General features: G+C 62.9%; 9 protein-coding genes. 7 read left to right on the top strand and 2 right to left on the bottom strand.

Annotated elements, in window-relative coordinates; all coding sequences use genetic code 11:
- Positions 1 to 76 precede the first annotated feature (76 nt).
- Together PVA39_RS13930 and PVA39_RS13925 are read right to left on the bottom strand one after the other, a co-directional pair.
- A complete protein-coding gene (locus PVA39_RS13930; RefSeq protein ID WP_274124547.1) occupies positions 77 to 2452 on the bottom strand; it encodes an ATP-dependent DNA helicase in 2376 nt (791 codons plus the stop codon).
- Entirely contained in the window at positions 2449 to 4089 is a 1641-nt protein-coding gene (locus PVA39_RS13925) for a VRR-NUC domain-containing protein (protein ID WP_274124546.1), read from the bottom strand. The genes PVA39_RS13930 and PVA39_RS13925 overlap by 4 nt, the downstream gene beginning before the upstream one ends.
- A gap of 149 nt (positions 4090 to 4238) precedes the next feature.
- On the opposite strand from PVA39_RS13925, the gene PVA39_RS13920 reads away from it, so the two are divergent.
- The 7 genes from PVA39_RS13920 (at position 4239) to PVA39_RS13890 (ending at position 13191) form a co-directional block, all read left to right on the top strand.
- The gene (locus PVA39_RS13920; protein ID WP_274124545.1) at positions 4239 to 5399 is read left to right on the top strand and encodes a two-component system sensor histidine kinase NtrB; all 1161 of its coding nucleotides are present in this window, start codon (positions 4239 to 4241) and stop codon (positions 5397 to 5399) included.
- A gap of 107 nt (positions 5400 to 5506) precedes the next feature.
- Entirely contained in the window at positions 5507 to 6949 is a 1443-nt protein-coding gene (locus PVA39_RS13915; protein ID WP_337993287.1) for an ATPase domain-containing protein, read from the top strand.
- 30 nt (positions 6950 to 6979) lie between these two features.
- The gene (locus PVA39_RS13910) at positions 6980 to 7342 is read left to right on the top strand and encodes a response regulator (RefSeq protein WP_093502974.1); all 363 of its coding nucleotides are present in this window, start codon (positions 6980 to 6982) and stop codon (positions 7340 to 7342) included.
- A gap of 294 nt (positions 7343 to 7636) precedes the next feature.
- Positions 7637 to 9124 (top strand): ATP-binding protein, encoded by a 1488-nt coding sequence (locus PVA39_RS13905; RefSeq protein WP_274124544.1) that lies wholly within the window; start codon positions 7637 to 7639, stop codon positions 9122 to 9124.
- 452 nt (positions 9125 to 9576) lie between these two features.
- Complete coding sequence (locus PVA39_RS13900; RefSeq protein ID WP_051415016.1) at positions 9577 to 10686, top strand: nitroreductase family protein; 1110 nt, start codon at positions 9577 to 9579, stop codon at positions 10684 to 10686.
- Positions 10683 to 11999 carry a flippase gene (locus PVA39_RS13895; protein ID WP_274124543.1) on the top strand — a complete coding sequence of 439 codons (1317 nt, stop codon included), beginning with the start codon at positions 10683 to 10685 and terminating at the stop codon, positions 11997 to 11999. The genes PVA39_RS13900 and PVA39_RS13895 overlap by 4 nt, the downstream gene beginning before the upstream one ends.
- Position 12000: 1 nt before the next feature.
- Positions 12001 to 13191, top strand: coding sequence for a polysaccharide pyruvyl transferase family protein (locus PVA39_RS13890; RefSeq protein ID WP_274124542.1), 1191 nt, complete (start codon positions 12001 to 12003; stop codon positions 13189 to 13191).
- Positions 13192 to 13839: the final 648 nt, after the last annotated feature.

Here is a 13839-nt window from a genome sequence, read left to right as displayed (position 1 = left end):
TCCTGCGTATTTTTTGTGAAGTGGCTGACCGGTCGGCAGGTTTTTGCCACTGTTGGCAAGGAGCTGCCGGCTTCTTTCAGGTGGGCGGATCGAACAGTCCGCGCTGGGTGAGGGCCGGCACGCGCGGCGCCGGCGTCGGTTGCGGTCGAGATGATTGACGAGCGAGAGGCGGCACCGGCATTGGCGTCTGCGGCACCCGGCTGCGTTGCACCTGCCACCAGCCCGGCAGCAGGGCACGCACCTCGGGCTGGGTGAAGCGGTCGTCCATCAGGTGTACCACGCCGCTGTCCTGGGGCGTGCGGATTACCCGCCCAGCAGCCTGCACGACCTTTTGCAGGCCGGGATACAGGTAGGTGTAGTCATAGCCGCTGCCGAACATCTCGGCCATACGCGCCTTGATCTGCTCGTTGATCGGGTTGATCTGCGGCAGCCCCAGGGTGGCGATGAAGGCGCCGATCAGCCGGTCTCCCGGCAGGTCGATGCCTTCACCGAATACCCCGCCGAGCACCGCGAAGCCGATACCTTGACCGCCGGGCTCGAAGCGCTGGAGAAACTGCTGGCGTTCGCCTTCATCCATCTGCCGCGCCTGCACCCAGCGGGTGAGCTGCGGATGCTCACGGTCGAACAGCTCCAGTACCTGCTGCAAATAGGCGTAGCTGCTGAAGAACGCCAGGTAGTTGCCCGGGCGCTCGGCGAACTGCCGCGCCATCAGCGCCACGATGGGCGCCAGGGAGCGCTCGCGGTGCTGGTAGCGGGTCGACAGGTTGCTCACCGCCTGTACCTCGAGTTGCGCGGCCTGGAACGGTGATTCGACATCCACCCACGGCGTCGCCTCGGGCAGGCCGAGCAGGTCGGCGTAGTAGCGGGCCGGGCTCAGGGTGGCGGAAAACAATGTAGTGCTGTGGCTGTCCTCGAAGCGCGGCGCCAGGAAGGGCGCCGGCACCACGTTGCGCAGACACAGCAGCGAATGGCTGCGGCCACGCAGATCCGACTGGCGGCTGATATCGAACAGCGAATGGGGGCCGAAGGCTTCGGCCAGCCGGCAGAAGGCCATGGCATCGAGGTAGAACTGCAGCAACTCGCCGTCGTTGCCGGTGGGCTGGTCGGTCAGGTGGTCGGTGAGCGCGCTGACCGCTTTCTGCAGGGATAGGAGCAGCAGGTCCGGTGGCTGCGGATAGGTCTGGTAATCAGCTTGCTGCTCCTTGTGCAGCTGCTTCCAGTGCCGGCTGATGCGCGTCAGTACCGCGCTCAGGCCCTTGGGTGCGTTGCTGCGCATGGCCTCGAAGCGTGCTTGGTCGAGTTCGGCGCTGTACATGCGCCGGGCGCGTTCGATCAGGTTGTGGGCTTCGTCGACCAGTAGCGTCACCCGCCATTCGTTGATCAGCGTGAGGCTGTAGAGCAGGGCGCTGAGGTCGAAGTAGTAGTTGTAGTCGCACACCACCACGTCGGCCCAGCGTGTCAGCTCCTGGCTCAGATAGTAGGGGCAGACGTCATGCTGCAGGGCGATCTCGCGCACCGCGGCCTGGTCCAGCCAGACGCGCTCCACTGCCATCTGGCGAGCTGCCGGCAAGCGGTCGTAGAAGCCGCGGGCCAGCGGGCAGGACTCACCGTGACAGGCCTTGTCCGGGTGTTCGCAGGCCTTGTCCCGCGCCACGTGCTCCAGCACCCGCAGCGGCAATGATTCGCCGCGCAGGATATCCAGGGCATGCAGCGCCAGTTGCCGGCCCGGCGTCTTGGCGGTCAGGAAAAACAAACGGTCGAGCTGTTTTTCCGGGAACGCCTTGAGCTGGGGGAACAGCGTGCCCAGGGTTTTGCCGATACCGGTAGTGGCCTGGGCCATCAGGCAGTGGCCGTCGCGCGCGGCGCGGTAAACAGATTCGGCCAGTTGCCGCTGGCCGAGACGAAATTCGGCGTGGGGAAAGCGCAGCTCGCTCAGCGCGGCGTCACGGCTCAGGCGGTGTGCCTGCTCCTGCTCGGCCCAGGTGATGAAGCGCTGGCACAGTGTCTCGAAGAACGCCTGCAGCTCGGCGGCCGTGCGGGTTTCGCGGAACACGCTCTCCTTCTGGGTCAGCACGTTGAAGTACACCACGGCGAGGTCGATCTGATCGAGGTCGCGGCTCTGGCAGAGCAGCCAGCCGTACACCCGTGCCTGGGCCCAGTGCAGTTGCCGGTGGTTGTCGGGAATGCGGCTGATGTCGCCTCGGTGGGTTTTTATTTCCTCGAGCAGATTGCTCAGCGGATCGAAGCCGTCGGCCCGGCCGCGCACCTGCAGCGAAGCGAACTCGCCGGCCAATGGCACTTCGGACTCGTAGTGCTCGCTGCGCCGAGCGACCACCGTGGCGTGGCCAGCCATTCCTTCCTGTGCAGTAGGCGAGGGTGTGAAGCGCAGGTCGAGGTCGCCGCATTTGGCGGTGAACTCACACAGGGCGCGCACTGCCACGCGGTAACTCACGCGTCGGCCCACTGCACGTAGCAGACGTCCACCGGCATGTCATGCTCGGCACAGAACGCCAGCCAGCGACGCTGATTGTCCTGCAGGCGATCACCCGGGCCTTTCACCTCGATCATCCGGTAGCGCTTCTCTTCGGGCCAGAACTGGATCAGATCCGGCATGCCCGAGCGGTTGGCCTGGATATCGCCGAGCAGGCGGCGAAACCACGCCTGCAGATGCGCCGCCGGTAGGCAGTCCAGTGCCTGTTCGAGCAACGTTTCGTTGAGCACGCCCCAGTGCACGAAGGGCGACTGGATGCCGAACTTGTCGCGGTAGGTTTGGCGAATGCTGTCGCGGTAGCGCTCGTCCTCGAGCTGGGCGAGGCATTCGGCGAACAGCATGCGGCGCCGCGCATAGAACTCGGCGGTGAGCAGATCCGCCGGGCCGTGCTGAAACGGATGAAAGAACGCACCGGGAATCGCAGCGAAGATCGCCGGCCAGCAGAGCAGGCCGAACAGGCTGCAGATCAGCGTGTTCTCGACGTAGTGCACCGGCGCCTCGCTACGTTGCAGGTGCAGCTGCACCATCTGCTCGACCGCCAGCAGCGGCGCACGCGGCAGTTGCAGATCCAGGCGTGCCGGCGCCTGCGCCTTGCTGCGCTTCTGTGTCGGTAGGCCAAGGTGGCGGCTCAGGCGCACCAGTGCCCGTTCGGCCAGTTGCAGCTCGCCGTCGCTGAGCGGCTCGGCCACCGCCTGGCTGGCCAGCTCGAAGGCCTCGCGGTGCTGCAGGGTGCGCTCCAGCACGCGGATACGCCTTTGCCGCGCCGCGCCATAACCGCTGCTGGCGTAAACCTGCAGGGCCAGATCGAATTCTGCGCAGCGTTCCAGATGCTGGCCGATGCGAAACAGCAGCTTGGCGCGGCGTTCGGCGATGTAGGGGTTGTCGTAGCGACGCGCATCGATGCAGGCAAGCAGTTCATCGCTGACTTCACCGGCTTCGAAAACTTCGCGGCAGCGCTGCAGGTGCAGGTAGTCATCGACGTCCTCGCGGCAGCGTAGGGCCCGCGAGTCAGCCGGGAAGTCGACCCGCTCGTAACGGAAGATGCCCAGGTCGGCGAGCACGAATTCCGACCACTCCTGGCGCAGGTTGCCAAAGAACATCAGCCGCAGGCGCTCGCTCAAATCGTCGATGGTCAGGCTGTAGAGCATGTCATCAAGTGCCGGGCACCAGGCGGCGAATGCCTGGCTGGTCTCGAAGTGCTCGGCGAGCTGCAGAGCCAGGTCGTCCTTACGGGCGCGCCGGTCGCTGAGCTGGGCGGCGAAGCTGGCGACGATCTCGTCCTTGCGCAGCAGGGCCAGCAGTTCATCGAGGCTCAGCGCGGCATCATCGACTACCCAGCCAGTGGCGATCAGCGCCGCAGCAGCCTGACGGCAGCAACCGATCTCCTCGTAATTGAGCTTGCTGGCGCGAAAGTGCACACCCTTGCGCATGATCATGCGTACCAGCAGGGCCTGTGCCGACCAGTCGAGGGCATCGAAGACCTGTAGAAAAGCCTGTTCGCGGGCGTCGAGCAGGTCGGCATGGCGATCGCCGATCCAGGCCAGGGCCTTGCGAAAGTTGTGCAGGTAATAAAAACGAGGATCAAGGGTTGAAGACATGGGGGCGGCGGGGTACTGTTTTTTTATACAGATATCAGGCCGCCCGTCATCTGGCAATCGCTACGGGATGGGCGGGTGGTACAACGCATTGTCATTCGGCAGCGGTCGCGGACTACACTGCACCTTCATCGCCGTCTGGAACGGGCCCCATGAATAGCCAGTTTGCGCCTTTTTCACCGGGTACCCTGACCGAGCGCCATTACGAGATGCTCGTGCAGGCGGTCGTCGACTACGCCATCTTCATGCTCGACCCGGCAGGTGTCGTGGTGTCATGGAACGCTGGCGCGGCTCGCATCAAGGGCTATGACGCCAACGAGGCCATCGGTCAGCACCTGTCATTGTTCTACACCGATGAAGACCGCCAGGCAGGCAAGCCCGATTACTTGCTCGAACTGGCGCGCCGCGAAGGCCGCGCCCAGGACGAGGGCTGGCGAGTGCGCAAGGACGGTACGCGTTTCTGGGCGCTGGTGGTCATCGATGCGATCCGCAACGAGCTGGGCGAGGTCATCGGCCTGGCCAAGATCACCCGCGACATCACCGACCGCCGCGAAGCCGAAGGCCGTTACGAAGCGCTGCGCGCCCAGTTGTTCCAGGCTCAGAAGCTCGAAGCCCTCGGACAGTTGAGCGGCGGCATGGCCCACGACTTCAATAATCTGCTGACCATCATCCTCAGCGCCGCCAAGCTGGCCAGCCGTACCGACGATCCCGAACGCCTGGCCAGTCTGCTGGACAGCATACAGACGGCGGGTCAGCGGGGGGCGCAGATGACCCGCAATCTGCTGACCTTCGCTCGCTGCGAGCCCAAGGCCACTCGGCAGGTCGATCTCGACGAGTTACTGGATGCTGCGGCCACCTTTATCGACCAGGCACTGCCCCGAACCATGACGTTGCGCATGCAGGTCGATGAGGGACTGCATCCCGTACAGCTCGACCCCAGCGAGCTGGAAATGGCCCTGCTCAATCTGGTGCTCAATGCACGCGATGCCATGGGTGGGGTGGGCGAAGTGCAGCTGCAGGCTTGCAACCGGCAGTTGGCCGGCGAGGTGGGCGGGCTGCATGGTGAATTCGTGGAAATCATCGTGGCTGATCAAGGCTGCGGGATCGATCCGTCGATTCGCTCGCGTTTGTTCGAGCCATTTTTCACCACCAAGGATGTCGACAAGGGAACCGGATTAGGCCTGAGTCAGGTCTATGGTTTTGCCCGTCAGGCAAAAGGCGGGGTGCAGATCGACAGCGCCGCTGGCCGGGGCACTCTGATCAGGCTTTACTTGCCGGCGATCGTCGGCGGTCTGGCAGATGAACCGTTATGACATGTTAGTATCGCCAATCATTTTTTCAGCCAGCCCTGCGGCGCTTGGGACACGTACTTGAGTACCCAGGCCAGACAGGCGCACATTCGACTGAGGCTCGCCAGATCTTGGAACAGCTACAACGCCTGCAAAGTGGGATCGAGGGTCTTGACGCTCTATTGAAGGGCGGTCTGGTGGCCGGTGCATCCTATATCGTTCAGGGGCGCCCCGGCTCTGGCAAGACGATTCTCGCCAACCAGGTCGCGTTCAACCACGTACGCGACGGGGGCCGGGTTCTGGTCGCCACCCTGCTGGCCGAGTCCCATGAAAGGCTCTTTCAGTTTCTTTCCACGATGAGCTTTTTCGACCCCAGCAAGGTTGGCGCCGAGATTCAGTTTGTCAGCGCATTCGACACCCTGGAAAACGAAGGGCTCGATGAAGTCGTCAAGCTGCTGCGCCGCGAGATCAGTCGCCAGAAGGCCACCTTGTTGATCGTCGACGGCCTGCTCAACGCCCGTTCCAAGGCCGAGAACCAGATCGACACCAAGAAATTCATCTCCGAGCTGCAGGGCCATGCGGCCTTCGCCGGCTGCACGGTGCTGTTCCTGACCAGCTCGCGGCTGGACGATGGCAGCCCTGAACACACCATGGTCGATGGCGTGATCGAGATGGGGGAGGAGTTATTCGGTGCTCGCTCGGTGCGCCGCATCCACCTGCGCAAGACCCGTGGCAGCGGCGCCTTGTCCGGCCTGCACGAGTGCGAGATCACCGACGACGGGTTGGTGATCCACCCGCGCCTGGAGAGTCTGTACAGCCACCCGAGTCAGCCGGACAGCGAAACCCTGGGGCTGGTTTCCAGTGGCATCCCGAGCCTGGACGGGCTGATCGGTGGCGGACTGTCGGCTTCGTCGGTCACCCTGATCATGGGGCCTGCGGGCGTCGGAAAGACCACCCTGGGGCTCAACTTCCTGGCGCAATCCACCGTCGAGGAGCCAGGTCTGCATTTTGGTTTCTATGAAACCCCGCAACGCCTGCGCCTCAAGTCCAAGGCCCTTGGCATCGACCTGGAGGCGTTGGAAGCACAAGGCGCGCTGCACATCATGTGGCAGCCGACCACCGAAGGGTTGCTCGACGGTCTGGGCGCGCGGGTCATCAAGGCGGTACGTGAGAAGGGCGTCAAGCGCCTGCATATCGACAGCCTCGGCGGCATGGCCCGCGTCGCCACTGGCAGCACTCGGCTGATCGAGTTCTTCAGCGCGCTGATGAGCCAGCTGCGTGCCATGGGTGTGACGGTGTTCGCCACCTGGGAAATGCGCGACCTGTTCGCGGCCGAGATCAACGCCCCGGCGCCGGAGCTGTCGAGCATCGTCGACAATCTCATTCTCATGCGTTTCGTGGAAAAAGACGCTGAACTAAAGCGCCTTCTTTCCATACTTAAGATGAGGGACAGCCGTTACGATCCCTCGCTCCTGGAAGTGGTCATCAGTGATCATGGTATTGAACTCAGCAAGGCCTTCAGACATGCGGCTGGTGCGCTGTCAGGCAATGCCGTCCCTGCGCAGGACGCCTGAGCCATGTGTGCCTGACCGAGCCGATAAACTATGACAACCATCCTGATAGTCGACGACGAATACCTGATTGCGGATATTCTCGGCTATGCCATGGAAGACGAAGGCTACATGGTGGTGAAGGCCAGCAATGGCCGGCGCGGCCTCGAGGTGCTCGATCGTGAGCGCCCTGAGCTGGTGATCACCGACTTCATGATGCCGGTGATGGATGGTCTCGAATTTGCCCGGGCCATCCGTGCCAGGCCTGGATCGGCAGAGCTGCCGATCATCCTCATGAGTGGCGCCCAGGGCAGCGTCGGGCGCGCCAGCCCCGAATTGTTCGCCGCGGTGTTCGACAAGCCGTTCGACATCAACCTGGTCATCGCCAAGGTCAAGGAACTGATCGGCCCGAGCTGATCAGCCGCTATCTCCTCCTCATTAAGCACAAGCGGAACGCCTCGTTGGCGTGGCGGTCGAACGCTGCGCAAGCTGGGGTGAAGGTCGATGTGCCCCAGCACAGTGAAGTGTCCAGGGCGCGAGAATCATGGATGAGGATATAAGGCGGGCATCGGTTGGTGCCATGCTTGGTGTGTTGAAGTCGTGCGCCCAAGATGGTTGCAGCGAACGTCTGACTGCCCACGCAGATGGCTTCACAGTGCCTGCCTGCGCACTGCGCTGTCGCGCCTGCATCGACGCGTGAGGAATTCATCCATGCGCATCCTGATCCGTAGTGATCAAGCCAAGCAACTCCTGCCGCTGCTCGCGCCGCTTGGCGCCAATTGCCTTGCTTGCGCGAACCTTTCCGAGATGTTTGACGCCCTTGATGAGAGCGTCGATGCTGTGCTGCTAGCTGAGCAACTGCTCGACAGCCATGCCGAAGCCCTGGCCAGGTTCGCGGATTCGAGAATTCCCGTGGTGCTGCTGGGCTCGGTTGATGGCACGCTCCAGGCAGTGCAGCGTATGCAGGGCGTCAGTCTGATAGTGGAGCAGCCATTCACCTCCCGCGGGCTGTGCAGCGCTTTGCAGGCCTTGAAAGAGGGTAGCCAGCAGTTGCTGTCACCTGACGAGGAACTGGCTTTGCAACAGAGCCAGCGCATGGACGCCGTCGAGTCGGTGATCGACGGTGTTGCCCATGATTTCAATAACATGCTTACCGGCATCATCGGTGCGCTGGATATCATGAAGCGCCATGTCGGCGCGGGGCGTTTCGATGACCTGTCGCGCTTTATCGAGGCTGCGAGCATCTCTGCCGATCGCGCCAGCGCGCTGACCCAGCGTCTGCTTACACTTTCCCATCGCCAGCCGCTGGAGGCACAGCCCATTGAGGTGAGCCCCCTGATGGCCTCGCTCGAGGCGCTGATCCGGCGCTCTATCAGCGATGGTATCGTGCTGCAGGGCGACTACCAGCATGGCAGCGTGCGGGTGCTGGCCGATGCTCGGCAGCTGGAGAGCGCGATACTCAACCTCGCCGTCAATGCCCGGGACGCCATGCCGGGTGGTGGGGAGATCGGCCTGCATACGTCGCTCGTCGAGCTGCAGCAGGAGAGCCTTGCGGCTTTGCCAGACCTGCAGCCTGGTCGTTATCTGTTGATTGCACTGTCGGACACCGGCACCGGCATGAGCAACGAAACCCTGGAGCGGGTTTTCGATCCCTTCTTCACCACCAAATTGGTCGGCCAGGGCAGTGGTCTTGGTCTGTCCATGGTGCACGGCTTCGCTCGGCAGAGTGGCGGACAGGTAACCATTCACAGCGAGCCGCAGGTGGGCACCACGGTGCGTCTTTACTTGCCAGTGGTCGAAGATGCGGCCCAGGTACGGCAGCCTGCGAACGAGGCGCCGGCTGGGCAATCGCGCATCCTGCTGGTGGAGAGTGATTCGTCGGTCTGTCTGCTGGTCGGCGAAGTGGCGGCCGAGTGCGGTCATCAACTGGTCAATGCCGCCGATCCGCAGGCGGCCCTCGAGCTGCTCGGGCGCGAGTCTTTCGACCTGCTGATCAGCGATGTCAGCTTGCCCGGCATGAGCGGTGTGCAATTGGCCGAGAAGGCGCTGGCCGAACGTCCGCACTTGGCCGTACTAGTGGTCGCCGCAGCTGCCGATGTAGGGCAACTGGCGGCAGCGCCGGCGCTGCGTAGTATTGCCAAACCGTTCTCAAAACGTGAGCTGAGCGAGACCTTAGCCGCTTTGCTATCCGAGCGCTGACGCCTAAGGGAGTGCTGAAAAAAGGTGGGGTTCAGGCGTTGAGAGGGCCTGCAAGCCCGCCTGTAAGCGCGGCCTTACGGACTTTCGGCATCTTTTTTCACGCAAAGCATGTGGATGTGGAATCAAAGCGTTGCTGCGTAGTCCTAAAACCTGACAACGATTAGCGGCGCCCCATAGCGCCGCCTCCAACACCCTCGAAACATCGGGTTGGATGTCGAACCGTTGCAGCACCTGATGCCGATTTTGCACTGCCTAACATGAGCAGGTAGATGCCAGGCGGGTGATTGGCAAAGGGAAGGGATGCTGCAGCCTGCATTGCCTCGACGAGCAGTGGCTGGTGTGCAGGTGCCTGTGGTTCGGCTTAGAACTGCCAGCGTCCATCAATCGAGTGTCGCCGTACCGTTACGGCGATTGTGGGGGAGATATTAACCATTGAACGGTAATCACAGCCTATGAAAATGTTGAAAGAATCCCTCAAGAAGGTTTTGCCGCGGGACAGTATCGATAACCTCAAGGCATTGCAGAAGCGGCTTGCCATGGGCTGGATCCGCGCGCTGTCGCGCTCGGCCATGTTGCGCCGTTTCCATTACTCGTTCTTCTCCTCGGCCTTCGACCGTGAAGCCTACGCGGTGGTGGTCGGCCACTTGCAGCATGAGCAGAACCTCTCCGGTGCCGAGCCGGTGAACTACTTCCTGCGTCGCGCCGTGCACCGCATCGAGAAGGGCCTGATCATGCAGCCGCGGCGCCAGGTGTTCGCCCTGGACTACATCAACGACACCGTCGACAGCTACATCGCCTCGCTCAAGGGCAATGTGGATCGCGACGAAGTCAGCTGGGCCCATGACGTACTCGCCGAATACTTCGCCGTAACGGGCGATCACCCGGTGCTCAACCGTGCCCGCGAGAAGTTCGCCCGCCTGGAGCGCCCCAGCGGCTCGCCGGAAACCCTGCGCAACCCGGATGCCGAGCGCGTGCCGTTCGCCGCCGACGTGAGCACGCCGAGCGTGGACTTCACCGCCATGCGTCAGCTGGCCATGAAGCGCCGTTCGGTGCGCTGGTATCAGCAGGACCGCCCGGTGCCGCGCGAGGTGATCGACAAGGCCGTAGAAGTCGCCGTGCAGTCGCCGAGCGCCTGTAACCGCCAGCCGTACCGTTTCGTGGTGTTCGATGATCCGGCGTCCGTGGCCCAGGCTTCGCGCCTGCCAATGGGCGTGGCCGGTTTCGATCACAACTTCCCGGCTATCGTCGCCGTGGTCGGTCGCTTGCGCGCCTATCCCCATGTGCGTGACCGTCACGTGATCTACATCGACGGCGCCCTGGCGGCGATGTCCTTCATGTTCGCGCTGGAAACCCAGGGTGTGTCGTCGTGCTCGATCAACTGGCCGGACATCCCCGAGCGTGAAGAGGCGGCGGCCAAGCTGCTCAAGCTCGACCCGGATGAGCGCATCGTGATGTTCATTTCCCTGGGCTACGCTGCCGACACTGGCCTGGTGCCGTACTCGCAGAAACTCTCGCTGGAGGAAGCCCGCAGCTACATGCGCCTGGAGTCGCCTGCTCGATGAGTGCCTCGCGTGTCCAGGAGGGCATGAAGTACCTCCTCAATTCCGGCTGGATGCTGGCCGAGAAGTTTCTGATGCTGGCCATCGGCCTGGCCACCACCGTGGTGCTGGCGCGGTATCTGGGCCCCGAGGATTTCGGTTACCTCAACTATGCGTTGGCGCTGCTGGGCTTGCTCAGCATCGTCGTGCACCTGGGGCTCACCGGCCTGGTGGTCAAGGAGCTGCGCAGCAATCCGGACAACGAGGACCAGATTCTCTCCACGGTGTTCCTGATCAAGGTGGGCTGCTCGGTGATCGCCTTCGTGATCATGATGAGCACCTACCTGTTCGGCAACGACCAGAACTTCCTGGTACTGCTGTTCACCGCCCTGGCGCTGTTCTTCACCCCGTTCGAGATGCTCATCGACTGGTTCCAGGCGCGGGTGCAGGCCAAGTACGCAGCGGTGGCCGGGTTCGTGGGTCAGCTGGGTGGCAACGGCCTGAAGATGATCCTCGCCGTCGCCGGTGCGGGCCTGGTGTACATCGCCCTGGCCCACGTGGTGGTGGTGATGATCACCTCGGCGATCCTGGTCTGCTACGCGGTGATGCTCAAGCGCGATTTCCGCTTCGACTTTTCCTGGTCGCTGGGCAAGACCCTGCTGAAGAAGAGCTTCCTGATCTTCATGGGCTCGCTGTCGGCGGTGATCTACCTGAAGGTCGACCAGATCATGCTGCAGTACATGCTCGGCGAGTATGCCGTGGGGGTGTACTCGGCAGCCTCGCGCCTGTCCGAGGCCTGGTACCTGATTCCGACCATCCTCATGGCCTCGGTCTTCCCGAAGATGATCGACCTGCACAAGACCGATACCGCCGGCTACAACCGCTTCATGCAGGTGTCGCTGGACGTGCTGTTCTTCATGGCTTTCGCCCTGGCTGTGGTGGTGTTCTTCCTTTCCGACTGGATCGTCAATCTGCTGTATGGCCAGCAGTACGCCGATGCCGGACCGGTGCTGGCCGTGCATATCTTCGCGGCCACCTTCGTGTTCATGCGCGCGCTGTTCAGCAAGTGGATCATCATCGAAGAGGCCTTCATCTTTTCCCTGGTCACCCAGGGCCTCGGTGCGCTGAGCAACATCGTCCTCAACTATTTCCTCATCAGAAGCCACGGCGTGGTCGGCTCTGCTTGGGCGACGCTGATTTCCTACGGCGTGGCCGGCTACGTGAGCCTGTTGCTGTCGCGCAAGACGCGGCCGCTGTTCGTCATGATGACCAAGAGTATGTGTCTGCACGTGTTCCTGAGCGTGCCCCAATTGATTCGTGAATTAAGGAGAACGTGATATGTACGTCGAGATTCGCAAGGCCGGTTTCGTCAACAAGGGCGCTGCGCTGATGCTGCACGCCGCCCTGCAGCAAGTACGCAAGAACCTGCCGGCTGCCAAGGTAGTGATGGAGCCGGGCCGCGCCAAGAGCCCTTATCCGTACTTCAATCGCGCCTCCCTGGGGCTGTACCAGAAAGCCTGGCTTTGGCGTAAGGGCATTCCGTTCGGCGATCTGGCCGCGCTGGTGCCGGCCGGTATCCGCGAGCAGTACGGCATCGTGCTCGACAAGGACATCAACGTGGTGCTGGATGCCGCCGGTTTCGCCTACAGCGACCAGTGGGGCCCGGACCTGTCCGAAGAGCTGGCCCGCTCCAGCAAGCGCTGGAAGAAGCAGGGCTCCAAGGTCATCCTGCTGCCCCAGGCCTTCGGGCCGTTCCGCGATCCGCGCAGCCGTGAAGCGGTGAAGGCGTTCGTCGACAACTGCGACCTGATCTTCGCCCGCGAGCAGATTTCCTACGACTACCTGACCGAGATCGTCGGCGAGCGCGACAACATCAAGATCGCCCCGGACTTCACCAACCTGATCACCGGGCCGGTGCCGGATTACTTCGATCCGGAGATTCACCAGATCTGCCTGGTGCCCAACTGCCGCATGCTCGACAAGACCGATGACAGTGTCGCCAAGGGCTACGCACCGTTCCTCGAGCGTGCGGCCAAGGCGCTTGTCGAGCGTGGTGCCAAGCCGTTCCTGCTGATTCACGAAGGCGAGGGCGATGCGCGCCTGGCCGAGCAGGTGTCCAAGGCCGTAGGTGGCCTGCCGATCCTGCGCGAGACCGATCCGCTGGCCATCAAGGGCATCCTCGGCGCCTGCCGCGGCACCCTGGGCAGCCGCTTCCACGGCCTGGTCAGTGCGCTGTCCCAGGGCGTGCCGTCGCTGGCCACCGGCTGGAGCCACAAGTACCAGATGCTGTTCGCCGACTACGGTTTTTCCGAAGGCGTGCTGGACATCAACCTGAGCGACGAGGAGCTGAACCGCGCCCTCGATAACCTTACCGATCCAGTGCAGATGCAGGCACTGTCCGCGCGCCTCAATGCGCATTCGGCGGAGCTGAAGACTCGTACCCAGGCCATGTGGAACGAAGTGTTTGCGCTGATCGAGCAGGGCCGTAGCGTACGCAGCGAGAAGCCGGTTGCCGTGGCGACTCGTTAAATGGATAGGGGCGACGCAGAATTCGCTGTGTCGCCTTGTCCAGCATGCCAGACCAAGGTTCCTCGTTCTGTAGGGGAACGCCTGGTTGATACTGGACTGGCAAATCAGTGTGCGCTGCCGATGACTTGGCACTCTCCATTAGCATGCCGCCTGGCCTGATGGGTTTCGCCCCTTACGGGCGAGTCACTTTCTCTTGCTTGCCCAAGAGAAAGTAACCAAAGAGAAGGGCACCCCACCATCCGGCCCCGGCTGCGCCGGGGTTCCCTCATTCCATCACCACTCCAGGGGCACGCTGCGAAGGGCCATCCCTGGCCCATCGCAGCTCTCGCTACATCCATGTCGCTCAACCCCCTACGTGGCGATTCCATTCGGCCTCCTGAAGGGGACTTGGGCGTCGCCTGAGCGATCGCAGCTCAAAAGCAAAAACAGACGCCGCCGAGCTTGAGCCCGTGGGAATCTTGAAAGCTCGCGCTCCGGTCCCGTCAGGAGGCCGAGTGGAGGTGTCGCGTAGGGGGACGAGCCGCATGGATGCGGCGAGAGGCTTAATGGACCAGGGATGGCCCATGTAAGCCGGCCCCCGGAGCGTCGTCGGGGCGAGGAAACGCAGCGAAGCGGAGTAACAGCCGAAAGGCTGGCCCATAGGGTGAG

Origin of the sequence: Pseudomonas sp. CNPSo 3701 (assembly GCF_028674975.1) — a bacterium.
GTDB lineage: Bacteria > Pseudomonadota > Gammaproteobacteria > Pseudomonadales > Pseudomonadaceae > Aquipseudomonas > Aquipseudomonas straminea.
This window is presented reverse-complemented; position numbering and strand designations above follow the sequence as displayed.